At 45.4% G+C, this 17,460-nt stretch carries 11 protein-coding genes; 7 read left to right on the top strand and 4 right to left on the bottom strand.

Translation table 11 applies throughout. The features are described from left to right. Nucleotides 1–20 precede the first annotated feature (20 nt). Complete coding sequence (locus tag F8C82_RS09555; RefSeq protein WP_151693363.1) at nucleotides 21–869, bottom strand: UbiA prenyltransferase family protein; 849 nt, start codon at nucleotides 867–869, stop codon at nucleotides 21–23. A gap of 128 nt (nucleotides 870–997) precedes the next feature. Here F8C82_RS09555 and gcvP point away from each other — a divergent pair, with 128 nt between their 5' ends. The 4 genes from gcvP to F8C82_RS09535 all read left to right on the top strand — a co-directional run bounded on the left by gcvP (nucleotide 998) and on the right by F8C82_RS09535 (nucleotide 11,704). Next, complete coding sequence (gcvP, locus tag F8C82_RS09550) at nucleotides 998–3,862, top strand: aminomethyl-transferring glycine dehydrogenase (protein ID WP_151693362.1); 2,865 nt, start codon at nucleotides 998–1,000, stop codon at nucleotides 3,860–3,862. Between the two features lie 147 nt (nucleotides 3,863–4,009). Beyond that, nucleotides 4,010–6,022, top strand: coding sequence for a T9SS type A sorting domain-containing protein (locus tag F8C82_RS09545; protein WP_151693361.1), 2,013 nt, complete (start codon nucleotides 4,010–4,012; stop codon nucleotides 6,020–6,022). A gap of 291 nt (nucleotides 6,023–6,313) precedes the next feature. Further along, a complete protein-coding gene (locus tag F8C82_RS09540; RefSeq protein ID WP_151693360.1) occupies nucleotides 6,314–8,317 on the top strand; it encodes a T9SS type A sorting domain-containing protein in 2,004 nt (667 codons plus the stop codon). A gap of 156 nt (nucleotides 8,318–8,473) precedes the next feature. Further along, nucleotides 8,474–11,704, top strand: coding sequence for a hypothetical protein (locus tag F8C82_RS09535; protein WP_151693359.1), 3,231 nt, complete (start codon nucleotides 8,474–8,476; stop codon nucleotides 11,702–11,704). Here the strand turns inward: F8C82_RS09535 and nth are convergent. Then, a complete protein-coding gene (gene nth / locus F8C82_RS09530; RefSeq protein WP_151693358.1) occupies nucleotides 11,701–12,363 on the bottom strand; it encodes an endonuclease III in 663 nt (220 codons plus the stop codon). The genes F8C82_RS09535 and nth overlap by 4 nt on opposite strands. A 59-nt stretch (nucleotides 12,364–12,422) precedes the next feature. Between nth and bcp the strand changes: the two genes are divergently transcribed. The 3 genes from bcp to F8C82_RS09515 all read left to right on the top strand — a co-directional run bounded on the left by bcp (nucleotide 12,423) and on the right by F8C82_RS09515 (nucleotide 15,148). After that, nucleotides 12,423–12,884 (top strand): thioredoxin-dependent thiol peroxidase, encoded by a 462-nt coding sequence (bcp, locus tag F8C82_RS09525; protein ID WP_151693357.1) that lies wholly within the window; start codon nucleotides 12,423–12,425, stop codon nucleotides 12,882–12,884. A gap of 89 nt (nucleotides 12,885–12,973) precedes the next feature. After that, a complete protein-coding gene (gene recA, locus F8C82_RS09520) occupies nucleotides 12,974–13,978 on the top strand; it encodes a recombinase RecA (RefSeq protein WP_151693356.1) in 1,005 nt (334 codons plus the stop codon). Between the two features lie 117 nt (nucleotides 13,979–14,095). Next, nucleotides 14,096–15,148: a tetratricopeptide repeat protein gene (locus F8C82_RS09515; RefSeq protein ID WP_151693355.1), complete on the top strand. Its 1,053-nt coding sequence runs from the start codon at nucleotides 14,096–14,098 to the stop codon at nucleotides 15,146–15,148. 2 nt (nucleotides 15,149–15,150) lie between these two features. Here the strand turns inward: F8C82_RS09515 and F8C82_RS09510 are convergent, their stop codons facing one another. Both F8C82_RS09510 and F8C82_RS09505 read right to left on the bottom strand, forming a co-directional pair. After that, on the bottom strand, nucleotides 15,151–16,467 hold the full coding sequence (locus F8C82_RS09510; RefSeq protein ID WP_151693354.1) for a serine hydrolase domain-containing protein: 1,317 nt from the start codon (nucleotides 16,465–16,467) through the stop codon (nucleotides 15,151–15,153). A 69-nt stretch (nucleotides 16,468–16,536) separates the two neighbouring features. Continuing rightward, nucleotides 16,537–17,412, bottom strand: coding sequence for an SDR family oxidoreductase (locus F8C82_RS09505; RefSeq protein WP_170266265.1), 876 nt, complete (start codon nucleotides 17,410–17,412; stop codon nucleotides 16,537–16,539). Between the last annotated feature and the right edge of the window lie 48 nt (nucleotides 17,413–17,460).

Genomic DNA, 17,460 nt, shown 5'->3' with positions numbered 1-17,460 from the left:
GGGTGAATTGGAGCGCTAAGTTAGACCGAAATGTACGATGCCCCAAACCAAATTGCCGTTGCGACGGCGAGGATGATGGGCAATCCTTCAATCACAAAACTGAAGTACATGTCGGGTAGTTCTTCATCTGAACGATGGACCAAATAACCAGTAAGCAAGTAAACGCCTACTTCGGTCCACGGTATCCCGGTAACATTGTACCCCGGATAAAGTTGAAGCAAGATGACAAAAGCCACACATGTCAGTGCCACATTTCTAGCTCCAGTAACCCCTATCCACATGGGAAGTGTCAACATATCGGTGGCGTCAGTGCGCGCATCTCGAATATCAAAAGGGATAGTGATGGCAATTAAGAAGAGCAATCTTTCCAGGTGGTGTAAAACGAGGGCAAGATCGACTTCCACCTCAGAAATCAAAGCGGGAATGGTTAGTGTAACCACTGTCCAGATGGCTGCGATGTAGAACAGTTTGAATCCTGCAAAATAACGCACGCCCCTTCGGTTAAAAAGACTGGGCAGCGTGTACAGTCCACTCAACCCGCTAGCCAAGGCGAAGGCCCATCGAGGTGTGCTCTCCAAATCAAACCAAAAGTAAATACTGGCTAGGGTGCAAATGACAGAGATGCCAATGATGCTATTCCGATGAGAGAGTGTCCATGCGGCGATGTGCTGTTCTGGAGTCTCTTCCACTTCAACGCTCTCCACCAATCTGGCATAGCCGTAAAAGGCAATGGTAGAGGTGAAGCAAAGCAGCACATAGTTCCAATTCCAATCTCGAAAAGTTAGAAAGGATACCACAGAAAGACTGGTCACTGCCAATCCCACCCAGAAATTCGAATAAACGAAGCTACGAGCAAGGCGTTGAAACATACGCAAACGTAACAAAACCTTTGCATCCACGCGGGTTGCAGAGAGGATAAAAAACAGTATGACACACATTCGGTCAAATCACTCAGTCATCGTAACTTTGCGGCCTAAATTTAGAAGTGAGTTCGTCCATGAAAACCCATTCTTTTGCCTTCCGTCATATTGGCCCTCGCGATCATGAAGCTGAGGAGATGCTCAAGACGATCGGCGTTGATTCTCTTGATGAGTTGATCGCCCAAACTGTACCGGACAACATTCGCATGAAAGAGCCATTGAATTTGGCTCCTGCATTGACCGAACAAGAGTTTCTTGTACACATTCAAGAACAAGCTAGAAAGAATCAGGTATTCCGAACGTATATCGGGCTGGGTTACCACAACACCATCTTGCCCGGTGTTATTCAGCGAAACATTCTAGAGAACCCAGGATGGTATACCGCTTACACTCCGTACCAAGCTGAAATTGCACAAGGTCGCCTTGAGGCTTTGTTGAACTATCAGACGATGGTTTCCGAATTGACCGGAATGGAGTTGGCAAATGCCTCACTTCTCGATGAAGCGACGGCTGCTGCAGAAGCCATGAGCATGATGTTCGCAGCGCGTTCCAGAGAAAAAGTAAAAGCGAACGCAAACAAGTTCTTTGTTTCAAAAGACTGTTTGCCACAGAATATCGACCTACTCAAAACTCGTTGCGAGCCAATGGGAATTGAATTGGTGATTGGTACACACAGAGAATTCAGCTTTAGCGAAGAGTTCTTTGGTGCCCTTCTTCAATATCCAGATGTAGTAGGAACGATCCACGATTACCGCGCCTTTGTACAGCGCGCTCATGAAGCAGGAGCTCTTGTGGCAGTTGCTGCAGATATCATGAGTTTGGTAATGCTAACGCCTCCAGGTGAATGGGGAGCCGATGTTGTAGTAGGTACTACTCAGCGTTTTGGTATCCCATTGGGCTATGGAGGTCCACACGCGGCTTTCTTTGCCACCCGTGATGAATACAAGCGATTGATTCCAGGCCGTATCATCGGTCAGACGATTGACCGCGATGGCAACCCTGCACTTCGCATGGCACTTCAGACTCGCGAGCAACACATCAAGCGTGACAGAGCCACTTCTAACATTTGTACTGCTCAGGTATTGTTGGCGGTGATGGCAGGTATGTATGCCGTTTATCACGGTCCAGATGGCTTGAAGCGCATTGCAACCACCATCCACCGTTCTGCAGTAACCTTGAACGATGGTTTGACCAAGTTGGGCTACGAGCAATTGAACGAAACCTTCTTCGACACGCTTGAAGTGGAGTTGGGTGATGTGGATCAAATCAATCTTCAAAAGATTGCTGAAGAGCACAAAATTAACTTCCGATACATGTACAGCACACGTATCGGTATTAGCTTGAACGAACACACTTCAGTGGAGCACGTAAACGATATTCTCACTGTTTTGGCGATGGCCAAAGAGATGGAAGCTCCAGTTTACGACGACTTCATTCAGGCAGATCAATTGCCAGCTGATTTCGTGAGAACCAGTTCGTTCTTAGAGCACGATGTATTCAACACCTACCACAGTGAGACAGAAATGATGCGTTACCTCAAGAAATTGGAGCGCAAAGATTTGTCGTTGAATCACAGTATGATTCCATTGGGTAGCTGTACCATGAAGTTGAATGCAGCCACTGAAATGTTGCCGTTGAGCTGGCCTAGCTTTGGTAATATTCACCCATTTGTTCCTGTAAAACAGGCGGAAGGGTACCAATATATCCTGAATGAACTCGAGAGAGATTTGGCTGAGATCACAGGATTTGATGCAACATCACTACAGCCAAACAGCGGGGCTCAGGGCGAGTATGCTGGATTGATGGTCATTCGTGCCTATCACCAGTCAAGAGGTGAAGGACACAGAGATGTGGCAATCATCCCTTCTTCTGCACACGGAACCAACCCTGCATCGGCAGTAATGGCCGGAATGAAGGTCGTGGTGGTGAAGTGTGACGAACGAGGCAATATCGATGTAGAAGACCTCAAGGCGAAAGCCGACAAGCACGCCGATAACCTTGCGTGTTTGATGATCACATATCCATCAACGCACGGTGTATTTGAAGCCAGTGTTACGGAAGTGACTGGAATCATTCACGAGAGAGGTGGACAGGTATACATGGATGGTGCGAATATGAATGCACAAGTGGGATTGACATCTCCAGGTTTGATTGGAGCAGACGTTTGTCACTTGAACTTGCACAAGACCTTTGCCATTCCTCACGGTGGTGGTGGACCAGGCATGGGCCCAATTTGTGTTCGCAAGCACTTGGCTCCATTCCTACCGGGCAACGAACTTGTACGCACGGGAGGTTCTCAAGGGATTTCAAGTATTTCTGCAGCGCCTTGGGGAAGTAGCTTGGTATTGTTGATTAGCTATGCTTACATCAAGATGTTGGGCAGCAAAGGGTTGACAAATTCTACCAAGTATGCGATTCTCAATGCAAACTACATCAAGCATAGACTAGAAGGTCATTACGCAGTATTGTATACCGGAGAAACTGGACGTTGTGCGCACGAAATGATCTTGGATTGTCGTCCGTTTAAACGTGAAGCTGGAGTAGAAGTCGTAGACATTGCCAAGCGATTAATGGACTATGGCTACCATGCGCCAACCGTTTCTTTCCCAGTTGCAGGTACCCTAATGGTGGAGCCAACTGAAAGTGAAGGAAAGGTAGAGCTCGATCGTTTCTGTGATGCCTTGATTAGCATTCGCAAAGAAGTGGATGAGATTGTAAGTGAGCAAGTTGATCCAGAAAACAACGTGTTGAAAAATGCGCCTCACACCTTGCAAATGACCGTTGGTGATGAATGGACTTTGCCATATAGTCGCCAAAAAGCTTCATTCCCATTGGATTATATTATGGAGAACAAGTTTTGGCCATCTGTACGACGAGTGGATGATGCATATGGAGATAGAAATTTGATGTGTACTTGTGCTCCTGTGGAAGAGTATGCATAACAGCTACTTACTGGTTGTAAATATCAATTTTCGGTAAATAATGTGGATGCCCCTTACAAAAGTGAGGGGCATCTTCATTTGATGTTAAGTTAAATTTGGGTAATATTGCGTATTGCTCATTAGTGATTAACTAAAACATTTCTTAACATGAAGAAATTTACTCCGACTCTCTTGGGTCTGATGGTTGGCGCAGCTGCCTTCGGTCAGGAACAAGCGAACACGCTTCCTGCGCAATTGGAAGAAGCAAACTTGGAGACTATGGTACGCGGTAACGTGTCTGCTGATTACAGAGGCTCGGAAGCTATCCTTTGGTCAGAAGATTTTGCGAATGGTATCCCAGCAACATGGACAAACGCAGGTTATGACGGGAACTTGAACCCGCTTGCAGCTGCAGTTTGGGAATACCGTGGTACATCTACCACTCCAACCAACGCAGAAGGTTCACGCGGAGCTTATTCTGGAGTTTCTACCGGACAAAATGCTCCGATTGCATCGACTACAACGGGTAACGGTTTCATTATTTTTGACTCTGATTACCTTGATAACGGCGGTAACAGCTCAAACATGGGTGGTGGTTCAGCACCAGCTCCACATGTAGGTACATTGACAACTTCTACGATCGACCTTTCTGGTGAGCCGTATGTGATGTTGGAAATGGAGAGCTACGCACGTGTATTCTTCGCAAACTTCCAAGTAGCCTTCTCTATTGACGGTGGTACAACTTGGGGTGATACGGCTACTATTTATACAGACGCTTCTTTGGGTGTGAATAACTCATCACCTAACGCTGACTTGGTACAAGTAAACGTATCTAGCATCATTGGTAACCAAAGCAACGTTAAGATGCGTTTCATCTTTGACGGTCGCCCAGGTAACGCCAATGGTAACAGCTACTACTTCTGGATGTTGGATGATATCCGATTGAAAGACCTTCCACGTCACTCATTGCGTTTCGTAGATAACCCAACTGATGGTGCTCCTGCACACGACATCATCTACGGTACAGTGGCTGGTGGTAGCAAGCATGGTGTTATGCCATTCAAGCAAAACCGCGCTATCTCTTTCGACTCAAACATCCTTAACTTTGGTTGGGATACGCAGTCTAACGTAGCATTGGAAGTTCGCATCTTGGACGGCGGTAACAACGTAGTTCAAACTTTGAACTCATCAACTGTAAGCTTGGCTTCAGGTGCTGTTGCTGACTACTCTGTGATGAACACTGCGGCTTGGACTCCTTCTGGTGAAGACAACTACAAGATTGTTTACATCGCGAAGTCTGACTCTGTTACTTCACTTGTTGCAGATACTTTTGATATCTACGTTACCGATTCAATGATGTCACTTGACTTCAATTCATTCGACAACCGTTTCGGTACAGCGAACATCGGTGATGACGGTTCTGCGGTTGCAGTTCGTATGGACCTTGTTCAAGACGAGCGTCTATTTGCTACCGACATCTACTTGTCAACAGCTACAGTTCCAGGTGGTGTGATTGAAGTTACTGTTTACGATTCAACTGGTTTTGATTTCACAAACGGTTTCCCAACTCAGCCATTGGCATACTACCAGCACACTATTACTCAGACGGATGTTGACAACGGATTCTTCCGCGCTGACCTTACAGGTAATGACGGTTTCCCTGTGTACTTGAGTACTTCAAATACTGGTGCTTATTACATCGTGGCTACGTTCTTCTCAAATGCTGGTGCTAACGCAATTGCAATTGCGAACGATCAAACGTTCCCACAACCTGCAATGTCTGCAATCATGTACTACACATTGAGCAGCCCACGTTGGTACACAGGTTTCTCTAACAGCCTTTCTTTGAACGCTCCTCTAATCCGCGCAATTACTTGTCCAGCTTCTGCAGCTGCTACTTGTATGACAATCGGTGTAGAAGAAGTTTCTATCGAAAGCCAAGTAACTGTTGGTCCAAACCCAGCTGACGACAAAGTATTCGTAAACTTCGGTGACGACTTCTCTGGAGACTTCAACTACGAAGTGGTTGATCTTCAAGGTCGCGTTATCATGAGTGCTAACGAAACTGCAGTTGCAGGTTCTAGCCTCGAAGTTTCACTTGCTAACTTGACTCCAGGTGTTTACATGATGAACATCTCTCAAGGTGAAGCAATGAGCACATACAAACTCATCATCAAGTAAGTATACTTGACTAGCTCGCACATGAGCCGGCCCGAAGTGATTCGGGCCGGCTTTTTTTATTCCCTCCTTTACAACTAATAAGGTGATATGTATTACCGGTATATATTCTTCTGTTGGTGAGGACGCTGAGGTAGTCTATCTTGCTATTTGTCTAGAAGAGCATTTCGTGGTTAGTTGAGAAAACCTTCAATCTCTACCAACCATTGCAGTGTTCTTAACGTTAACCTAGTTGACAGACACACAAATCGATGGTGGCGAGAATCGTCACAACAACAAACAAAAACACAAAAGATGAAGAAGATTACTTTATCTCTTCTTGGTCTGGCTATTGGCGTTACAGCCTTCGGTCAGGAGAATGTGAACCAACTTCCTGCTCAATTGAGCAAGTTGGACAAAGATGCAGTTGTGAAAAAACAACTTCAGTCGACGGCTACTACAGAAGCCGTTATTTGGTCTGAAGATTTCGCAAACGGCATCCCAGCTACATGGAGCAACCAAGGCTTCGATGGTAACCTCAACCCACTTGCAACAGCAGTTTGGGAATATAGAGGTACTAGCACTACGCCAGACAACACTCAAGGTACAAGAGGTGCTTATGGTGCGGCAAATGATCCAATCCTTTCTACAACTGCATCTAACGGTTTCGTAATTTTCGATTCTGACTTCCTAGATAACGGTGGTATTCAAGGTAACGAAGGTGGTGGTACAGCTCCAGCTCCTCACGTAGGTACTTTGACTACGGGTTCTATTGACCTTTCTGGTCACCCTTATGTAATGTTGGAATTGCAAAGTTACGCTCGTGTATTCTATGCTAACTTCCAGATCGCACTTTCTATCGACGGTGGTACAACTTGGACAGACACCATTACTTCTTACACAGATGCTAGCTTGGGTGTGAACGGTCAATCGCCAAATGCTGACAGACTTCAGTACAACCTTTCTAGCCTTTTGGGTAACCAATCTAACGTGAAACTTCGTTTCATCTTTGACGGTCGTCCAGGTAATGCAAACGGTAACAGTTACTACTTCTGGATTCTTGACGATATCGTGATTGCTGATCTTCCACGTCACTCACTTCGTTTTGTAGATAACAACGACGGAGCTCCTGCACACGACATGATCTATGGTACTACTCCAGGTGGTAGCAAGTACGGCATCATGACTTTGAAGCAAGCACGCGCCGTTTCTTTCGACTCAAACATTCTAAACTTCGGTTGGGACACCCAAACGAATGTTCAACTTGAGATGAGAATTCTTGACGGAGGTCAGAATGTAATCCAAACATTGAACTCTTCTTCTGTTTCTTTGAACGCTGGAGATACTGCAGATTACAACGTGATGAACACTTCATCATGGACTCCAACGGCTGAAGACAACTATCAGATTGTTTACATCGCTAAGTCGGATTCAGTAAATGGTACAGTGGCTCCTATGCCAATGGATACTTTCCGTCTTTATGTGACAGATTCATTGATGTCACTTGACTTCAATTCATTCGATAACCGTTTCGGTACAGATAATATCGGTCCTGATGGATCTGCACTTGCGGTACGTATGGAACTTGAACAAGACGAGCGTCTGTTCGGTGCTGATATCTGGTTGTCTGCTTCTACTGTAGCAGGTGGTGTAATTGAAGTAACCGTGTATGACTCAACTGGTTTTGATTTCACAAACGGTTTCCCTTCTTCACCATTGGCTTACTACCAGCACACGGTTACAGCGACAGATGTTGCGAACAGAGTTATTCGTGCTGACCTTACTGGTACAGATGGTTACCCAGTTTTCTTGAGCACTGCGAACACAGGAGCTTACTACATCGTAGTTACTATGTTCTCTAACGCTGATGCAAACCCAATCAACATCCGTAACGACCAATCTTTCCCAGAGCCACCAACTTCAGCGTTGATGTACTACACATTGAGCAGCCCACGTTGGTACACTGGTTTCCAAAACAGTTTGGATCTCAACGCTCCACACATCCGTGCGGTTCTTTGTCCAGCAGCTACAGCTACTGCTTGTATGACCATCTCTATCGATGAGCAAGATTTGAACAACGAAATCTCTGTTTACCCTAACCCGGCTACAGATTACGTGAATCTTGAGTTCGGTGATGTTAACGGTTCTGTTGATATCCGTGTAGTAGACTTGAACGGTCGTGTGATTGTACAACAAAGTGAAACTGCAATCGCAGGTACTTCACTTCCAGTATCACTTGTTGACCTTACTCCTGGTGTGTACGTACTTAGCGTACAAAAAGGAGACGCGGTTAGCACATTCAAGCTTACTGTACAGTAATTGAATTTCTCGGAGTACTAGTTAGTCCGAATGAGCATAAGGAACCACCTGTCGTATGGCAGGTGGTTTTTTTGTTGATGGCATCCGCAAACTGAATCCGTTCGTATTGCGTTATGTGTGTGCATAGCCTATCTTGATTGTTTACCTTTATCCTGTATGCAAAAGGGCCTACTTCGATTCATTATAATCTGCTCCGCAATTGTTCTCTCTACCCTAGAGAGCAATGCGCAGTTTTACTATGGTTTGCATCAAACCTTCGGAAAGAACAGAGTAGAGTACAAAGAATTTGATTGGCGCTTTTTTAGATACGAACGATTCGACGTTTTCTTCTACGATAATGGTAGAGATGTGGCCGAGCAAGTGGCTAGAATGATGAGTCGCCAAATGCCCATTACCGAATCGAACTTGGATGTGCCTCTGGATGAGCGTATCCAAGTAATGGTGTTCAACACGCTTACCGACCTCAAGCAAAGCAACGTTAACGCTTCTACGGAGGATGCTTACAATACAGGGGGGGTTACCCACTTTGATGGAACCCGCATGTTTGTGTATTTCGACGGTGATTACACCCATATGGAATCTCAGGTAATTGAGGGGCTAACCGGACTTGGACTCGGTAACTTGATGTACGGTGGTTTTACTCAGAGTCTGCGAAATAGTACACTTCTGAATCTCCCAGAGTGGTACACGGAAGGGCTGCTGGCTTTCATGGCTTATCCCTACACTTCTGATGTTGAGAATTACATCATGGATGGTATGGCCCATGATGATTACGATCATCTCTATGCCCTAACGGGTGTGGAGGCTCGAATGGCTGGACATTCCATATGGAATTATATCGCTCAGACTTATGGACAAGCTACCATTAAGAATATTCTGTACACAACTATAGGCGAGCGAAGTATCGATAAAGGACTTCAGTACAACCTCGGGGTGAATTCCGATCAATTGCTAGCCAACTGGCGCAAGTTTTACGCCGATCGTTATGCCGACCGATGGACCGATGACGATTTAGAAGATTCAGAGCTCAGACGAAGTCGGAGAGATGCCTCTTTGAGCAGACCCTTGCTATCTCCTGAAGGGAAATATGTAGCCTACGTTTCAAATCGCTTGGGAAAATACAAAGTGAATGTTCTAGATGTTGAAGAGAACGACAGAACCACCGCTTTAAGAGGCGGTCATCTCATCGCTCAGAATGCTGATTTTTCCTACCCGCTTCTCGCTTGGCATCCCAATGGAAAGATCCTGGCCATGGTAGTGGAAGATGAGGGGATGAGTTGGCTCTACTTTTATAATGTAGAAGATGAAACGCTCGAGAAGCGTGAGTTTTTCATCTTCCAAAAGGTTCGTTCTATTACGTACTCAAAGGATGGAAGAGAGTTCCTCATCTCAGCTGTTAAACAAGGACAATCGGATATCTTCCTTTACAATGTTCGGTCCCGATCGGTCACTCCACTGACCAATGATGGCTATACCGACCTCGATCCCATCTTCATCAACAACGACAATTTTGTCGTCTTCCGCTCTAATCGAAAGGATGATACACTTCGACTTCGAGAAGAGGTATACATTCATCCGAAGGATTTTGATCTCTTTATTTATCGAATGGATGGTAGGAAAGATCAAGTTCTTTGGAGGTTGAATACGCCGGACGGATTTGATGAGTATCAACCCAGGGCCGTGGATAAAAGTCATTTTGCTTATTTGGCATCTTCTCAGGGACCTCCTGTTGAGTTTTTAGTGCGACTGGATAGTTCAATCGCCTATGTAGATACAACTACCCATTATAACTATTCCATTGAACAAGCTGAGATTTACAATCCAGGCTATGGTGCTATGGGGTATGACATCAATGCCGAGTCGGGACGAGTTGCGCGCATTTACCTCCGTGATGGTCGATATCGTTTGGGCGTTACCGAATTTGTGTGGCCCAGTGAATTTAAACGCGCATCGCGCAATGCGAATGGAGCCTTCCCTACCGAAGACTCTCAAGATATTTCGGATGTTCGATCAAGTCGAGATATTGATATCCATAACTACGAGTTTGATCCCAAGGCTTTGGAGTTGATTCGGCCGAGATCCGTACCACAACTCCGAACCACTCAATTGGCGAATAACGACAGTTTGTTTGGCGAAGACTTTCCCATTCCCACGGCGAGAAATTACTTCCTCACTTTCCAGCGAGATGAGTTTACAGTAACCATCGATAACGTTTTTGATTATCCGCAGTATCAGCCTTTCACGGGGTCTCCAAGTGGCGGACTCATCAATACTGGCTTCAATGCCATGTTCAAAGTGGGGGTAATCGACTTGATGAACGACTATAGAGCCGTCGCCGGATTCAGAACGGATTTTCAGCCTATTCCTGGAGTGAGTTTAAGTCCTAATTCAGAATTTTTCGTCGGATTCATCAACTCTAAAAAACGCCTCAATCAGGAAACTACGCTATATCGAAGGAGTCAAGTGACGTACTTGAGCGATTTGAATTTAAACGGTAGATATATTACCTACGAAGCCCACCAGAAGTATACTTGGCCATTTAGTGAAGTAGATGCGATCAAGTTTTCTGCCGGATATCGAAATCAGCGAAAGATTATCTTGATGGATAATGCTGGGGCCATTGCTCCACCAGAAACGGATCCGATCACGATTACCGATTACGGGATATTGAAATTCGAGTACGTGTATGATGACACACGTAAGAAGGGGGTAAACTTGTATCACGGATTGCGGTATAAAGTCTTCTCTGAATTCTATGAGAACTTCAGTAAGGCAAATTCTGGCCTGTTCACGGCTGGGATAGATTGGAGACATTATACGCCTGTTCACAGAGAGATAATCTGGGCGAATCGATTTGCTTTTGGAACCTCCTTTGGTCGTGAAAAATTATTGCACTATTTGGGAGGAGTTGACAACGAATTTAGTCCGGGTTTCCAGAACAACACTCCATTTGCAACCAACGAAAACTACGTGTTCCAAACGGTGGTGACCAATATGCGTGGTTTCTATCAGAATGCGCGTAACGGAAATAGTTTTGTAGTCATCAACTCAGAACTTCGCGTTCCCATTGTGAAGTACCTGTACAATGGTCCGGTTCAGAACGATTTCCTCGCGAACTTTCAGATCATTGGATTTGGGGATGTAGGTACCGCGTGGAATGGACTTCATCCGTACTCTGAAGAAAATGCGTTGAATACCAGAACGGTTAGTACTCCTGGGTACACAGTGGTTCTAGACACCCAAAGAGATCCGTTTATCGGTGGAGTGGGCTTCGGCTTGAGAAGTCGTATTCTGGGTTATTTCTGTCGCGTGGACTGGGCTTGGGGGATTGAAGATGGAAAGATGTTGGACAACGTCTTTTACTTCTCACTTAGCACCGACTTCTAAAGAGGTCCATTGGCCTTTTCCCATTCGGAAATCACCGATTTTCTTCCAATTGTTTTTGTGATGATATCCTTTCTGAGATCCCAACCACGGGCTGGGCAATATTGTCTTCCGTAAAAGATGATTTGTAAATGTAGCTTGTTCCATTTCTCTTCTGGAAATAGACGTTTCGCATCTTTTTCTGTTTGCACCACATTTTTACCTGTAGTCAAGCCCCAGCGATACATTAATCGATGGATATGTGTGTCCACCGGAAAGGCGGGAACACCGAATCCTTGGCTCATCACAACGCTTGCTGTTTTATGTCCAACTGCTGGCAAGGCCTCTAATGCCTCCATTGATTGTGGAACTTCACCATCGTATTTATCAAGCAAAATATGAGAGAGCTCGTAGATGCCCTTCGACTTCATTGGGGTCAGGCCGCATGGGCGAATAATGTCGGCAATTTCTTCTCGAGAGAGCTTGATCATTTCCTGCGGGGTACGGGCGACTTGGAAGAGAGAAGGGGTTACCTTGTTCACTCTTTCATCGGTACACTGTGCAGATAAAAGAACCGCAATGAGAAGTGTGTACACATCGGTGTGATCTAGAGGAACTGGAGTTTCCGGATAGAGATCTTCCAAGGTGTCAATTACAAACTGTGCTTTTTCGGCTTTGGTCATTGCATGCAAACTTTTAGCTTCGTGAGGTGTTCCGAATATGACATCAAAAATAGAATCTTATGACACATCTAAAGGTAGGGGATACAGCTCCCGATTTTTCAGGAATCGATCAGTCTGGCAAAGAAATCAAATTGAGCGATTACAAGGGCAAAAAGGTGGTTTTATACTTCTATCCAAAAGATGATACCCCAGGCTGTACCGCCGAAGCTTGTAGTTTTCGCGATGAGTACACTCAATTACAGGAAAGGGGATTTGAGATCATAGGCGTTTCTGCAGATACCGAGAAGAAACACGCCAAGTTTGCCGAGAAGTACAATCTTCCTTTTCCGCTGATTGCAGATACAGAGAAAGAGGTCATTAAGGCATACGGAGTTTGGGGTTTGAAGAAGTTTATGGGAAGGGAGTACGACGGTATTCACCGCGAAACTTTTGTGATTGATGAGAACGGCAAAATCGAGCAGGTGATCCACAAAGTAAAGTCCAAAGAAGCTGCCGCTCAACTTCTAGAACTCTACGCTTAAGACTGTCGATAACTTAGTCGTTTGAAAACGCTTAGCCCGCCTTGGATGGATTATATTTGTTCCTCAAGTCCAAGTGAAAAAAGAATTACATGAGCAACGATAAAGACGCCCGTCTGAAAGCTCTCAAGCTGACGATGGATAAGATGGACAAGACTTACGGCAAAGGTGCTGTAATGCGCATGGGCGACGCCCCTGTGGTAGAGGTGGATGTCATTCCATCGGGTTCATTGGGATTAGATATAGCATTGGGTATTGGTGGATATCCTCGAGGTAGAGTGGTTGAAATCTACGGTCCTGAATCGTCAGGTAAAACAACGCTTACTCTTCATGCCATTGCAGAAGCTCAACGCAACGGAGGTATTGCTGCCTTTGTGGATGCTGAGCATGCATTTGACCGTACTTATGCAGAGAAATTGGGAGTGAACACCGAAGAGTTGATCATTTCTCAACCTGACAACGGTGAGCAAGCCCTAGAGATTGCCGACAATTTGATTCGCTCTGGTGCGATTGATATCTTAATTATCGACTCCGTTGCAGCGCTTACTCCAAAGAGTGAGATTGAAGGAGAGATGGGAGATTCAAAAGTGGGTCTTCAAGCCCGATTGATGTCCCAAGCCCTTCGTAAGCTTACCGGTACAATCTCGAAAACAAACTGTACTTGCATTTTCATCAACCAGTTGCGTGAAAAGATTGGTGTAATGTTCGGAAACCCTGAAACCACAACAGGTGGTAATGCTTTGAAGTTCTATTCTTCTGTGCGTTTGGATATCCGTCGTTCTTCACAAATCAAAGATTCCGACAACGTTGTGGGTAACCGCGTACGTGTGAAGGTGGTGAAAAACAAAGTGGCTCCTCCTTTCCGTCAGGCTGAATTCGATATCATGTACGGTGAAGGAATTTCCAAAGTGGGTGAGTTGATCGACTTAGGTGTTGAGCACGAGATTGTTCAAAAGAGCGGTTCTTGGTTTAGCTACGACACTACCAAGTTAGGTCAAGGTAGGGATGCGGTTAAACAACTCCTGAAAGACAACCCAGAGTTGGCGGAAGAAATTGAAACGAAGGTTCACGCTAAGATCAAAGAAGCTAGCAATTAATTGCACGCTTCCATAGTATAAAGGTCGTTCCCATTGGGGCGACCTTTTCCTTTTACCTCAAACCCATTCCCTCATTCCGACGTTATCACTTCAAACCTTATCATTAGCTTTGCAAGCATGAGGATATCACGATTATACACATTGCTTTTGCCGGCCATCGTAGCTTGTGGCGGCGAGGGTGATTCGACGAGTACAACTACATCAGACCAGACGCTAGACGTTGACTCCATTGCAGCAGCTGTGGCCGATCAGAATTTGCCTTCGGATTCATTGAACGAGTACCTCCGAGAAAATCCGTTTGATGTAGATGCACTGATTGAAAGAGCGGATCGGTTCATTCGCTCCAAGAACATTCCTTATGCCGAGGCTGACGTAAAAGCAGCATTGGAGTTGGACAGTTTGAATCCACGTGTCCTTCTCTATTGGGGAGATGTGAATTTCTACAAGAATCAAACACGTCAATCTCGCGATGCATGGATGAAGTGTATTGAGGTGGATCCGAACAATGTGGACTGTCGATTAAAGTTAGCCGAGCTATATAGCATCGTACAGAACTACCGTGAAAGTCTTCGCCTAGTGAATAAGGTGCTAGAGATCGATCCATCAGAACCAGTGGCCTACTTCATCAAGGGAAACAACATCCGCGATTTGAAAGGCGACACTGCCCAAGCTGTACGATATGTGCAACAGGCTATTGAACTAGATCCTGAGTATTGGGCTGCACTCGATTATGCGGCTGTAATGCTCGCCAATATGCACGACCCAACTGCGGAAGTGTACTACAAGCGCATGTTGGAGATCGATCCCAATCATCAGCCTACTTACTATAAAATGGGAATGTTCTACCTCGATCAAGAGATGTGGAACGAATCTATCGCAGCGTTTACCAAAGCCACTCAACTACGTCCATCTGACGCTGAGAGCTTTTACAACTTGGGTTATATCAACCTAGAGTTGGGTGTAAACGACGTTGCCATTGATTACTTTAATAAGTCTATTCAAGCTCGTCAAGTAAACCACCGTGCGTATTACGGAAGGGGATTTGTATACGAGAGAATGGGCGATTTGATTCGCGCGCGTAGTGATTACCAGCAAGCGTTAGCCTACAATCCACAACACGAACCAAGTAGAATTGCACTTCAACGTTTAGCCGAGAAGATGGCTCAGTAAGCCTATTGTTTTACGAAGAGGTAGGTACCTCCTCCTTGTTCTAACGTGAAGGAGTTCTCCTCTTTATTGAATGTCATTACAATACCCGCTGCGTTGAAGACAAAGCGGGTATTGCTTTCTGCGCGCAATGGGAATGCACCTTGTCCCGTAGCTTGGGCAACTAACTCCCCTTCTTTTAAGCTCACTGAAATGGCTAGTGGGAAGTTGTCACTTTTGTACGCTCCTGCATAGGCTTCTAATAACGCAGGATCTACTTCGACAGATTCGGCAATAGTCGGAAGCTCGAATTCCTCTCCGTGGTAAATCTTTACCATAGCCTCCATGATGTCTTCATAACCTGGGCCGTTTACTGTTACGGCAAAGCTAGTATGGTCTTCTGGGAAATAGACCACATGAGATTGAAATCCATCAATACCTCCAGTATGGCCATATCCTTCATGCTTTCCATAGGTATGTGGGAACATTCCCATTCCATAGCCATTTACATCGGTCGCCATTCGGGTAACCGAAGAGCGTTCTAATACATATCCCTTAAAGAGGCAGGTGTAAAATTGATTGAGTTCTTTTGGGGTAGAAATGATGGCGCCTGCACCAAGCGGAATAGACATGTCGCTCGACGGAATTCGGGTCCATTCTCCACTGTAGAAGTAGGAATAAGCTTCGTGGTTAACTTCGCTCACATCACTTCCCAAATAGGTGTTAAGGAGTGCGCAGGGTTCGCAAATCTCTTCTTTGAGAAGTTCTGAATAACGCTCTCCCGTTACATCCTCCAGAATAAAAGTGAGTAGTACGTAGTTGGAGTTTGAATACTCCGATTTCTCTCTTGGCTTGAAAACAGAACCGTATTTGGCAATGCGTTCTAATAGCTGTTCTTTGGATTGCTCAGTGTACATATACGTGGAGAAATCATCTGCATTGGTGAAGTTGAATATTCCACTTTGATGACGCAGGAGATCCTCAATGGATATATCCTCTGCATACTCAATTTGAGGATAGAAATCAGACAGTTTATCTCCCAGAGAAAGTGCCCCCGCGTCTGCCAATTTCACAATCATAGTGGCTGTAAAGGTCTTAGAGATCGAACCAATTCTGTATTTCGTTTCTCCAGAGGCTTGAATGTCCTTTTCCACATTTTCAAAACCGATAGATCGAGCGTACACTTCGGAACCATTCTCAAAAATGGACACGCTGTTCATGCTCATGTTGTTTGCTTCGAGAATATCGAAAAGGCTGTCGAGCTTCTCCTTGTATTCGGTTTGACCAAAAGCGACAAAGGAACTTAGAGCAAAGAGCGGTAGGAGGCAGGCGTGTAGTTTCATCGGGTTGAGTTTAAAAGAAAAACGGACAACCGTATGAATGATTGTCCGTTGTGGTATGAGGTATGGAGTTTACTTGGCCCGTTTTGTCATTGCGGCAAGCATGTCCCATTCTGCTTCGGTTACTTGATCTAGGAAGTTCAACTGACCTGCGTCTTGCAGCCATTCGCCACCGTCTAGGGTTACAACTTCACCATTCATGTAGGCTGCAAACGGACTAATCATGTAAGCGGCCAAGTTGTTCAGTTCTTGGTGTTCGCCAGATCTGCGGAGTGGTATTTGATTGATGACATTCAACTTTTCAGAGGTGTCGCCAGGAAGCAATCTAGACCAAGCGCCTTCCGTAGGGAAGGGCCCCGGTGCAATAGCATTTGAGCGAATTCCGTATTTCGCCCACTCTATCGCTAGGGAGCGAGTCATGGCGAGTACTCCTGCTTTCGACATAGCCGATGGAACGACATACGCCGAACCTGTCCATGCATAAGTGGTCACAATGTTCAAGAAGTTGCGATCTTTTAGTCCCTTCGAGATCCATCGCTTTCCAGTGGCAAGGGTTACGTTCTTGGTTCCCTTTAGAACAATGTCGATAATCGCATCGAAGGCATTTGCAGAAAGGCGTTCTGTTGGACTGATGAAGTTACCCGCTGCGTTGTTCACCACTACATGTGGAAGCTCCCATTTGGCTTCAATTTTATCCAACATCGATTCTACATCATCAATGCTGCGCACATCACATGCGATTGGAAATACTTCATTGCCAGATAGATCAGAAATCTCTTTCGCAGCCTCATCAAGTCGCTCTTGTTTTCTGCTGGCAATCACTACCTTGGCTCCTAATTGAGAAAAGTAAGTGGACATGGATTTACCCAATCCGCTACCTCCTCCAGTAACGAGGATGACAGAATCTTTCAGACTTCCTTCTGGAAGCATTGGAGTGGTGTGAGAAATGGACATGTTTAAAAAGTATCTGATGAAGCCCTCAAATTACAATAATAT

Origin of the sequence: Phaeocystidibacter marisrubri (assembly GCF_008933165.1) — a bacterium.
In the GTDB taxonomy this organism is placed as follows: domain Bacteria; phylum Bacteroidota; class Bacteroidia; order Flavobacteriales; family Schleiferiaceae; genus Phaeocystidibacter; species Phaeocystidibacter marisrubri.
The sequence above is the reverse complement of the archived record's forward strand: the minus strand, read 5'-3'. Positions and strand labels throughout refer to the sequence as shown.

What these genes read in the sequence shown, in the direction of transcription:
- F8C82_RS09555 (WP_151693363.1), bottom strand. Translation starts at nt 869, where the DNA reads ATGTTTCAACGCCTTGCTCGTAGCTTCGTTTATTCGAATTTCTGGGTG.
- gcvP (WP_151693362.1), top strand. Translation starts at nt 998, where the DNA reads ATGAAAACCCATTCTTTTGCCTTCCGTCATATTGGCCCTCGCGATCAT.
- F8C82_RS09545 (WP_151693361.1), top strand. Translation starts at nt 4,010, where the DNA reads ATGAAGAAATTTACTCCGACTCTCTTGGGTCTGATGGTTGGCGCAGCT.
- F8C82_RS09540 (WP_151693360.1), top strand. Translation starts at nt 6,314, where the DNA reads ATGAAGAAGATTACTTTATCTCTTCTTGGTCTGGCTATTGGCGTTACA.
- F8C82_RS09535 (WP_151693359.1), top strand. Translation starts at nt 8,474, where the DNA reads ATGCAAAAGGGCCTACTTCGATTCATTATAATCTGCTCCGCAATTGTT.
- nth (WP_151693358.1), bottom strand. Translation starts at nt 12,363, where the DNA reads ATGACCAAAGCCGAAAAAGCACAGTTTGTAATTGACACCTTGGAAGAT.
- bcp (WP_151693357.1), top strand. Translation starts at nt 12,423, where the DNA reads ATGACACATCTAAAGGTAGGGGATACAGCTCCCGATTTTTCAGGAATC.
- recA (WP_151693356.1), top strand. Translation starts at nt 12,974, where the DNA reads ATGAGCAACGATAAAGACGCCCGTCTGAAAGCTCTCAAGCTGACGATG.
- F8C82_RS09515 (WP_151693355.1), top strand. Translation starts at nt 14,096, where the DNA reads ATGAGGATATCACGATTATACACATTGCTTTTGCCGGCCATCGTAGCT.
- F8C82_RS09510 (WP_151693354.1), bottom strand. Translation starts at nt 16,467, where the DNA reads ATGAAACTACACGCCTGCCTCCTACCGCTCTTTGCTCTAAGTTCCTTT.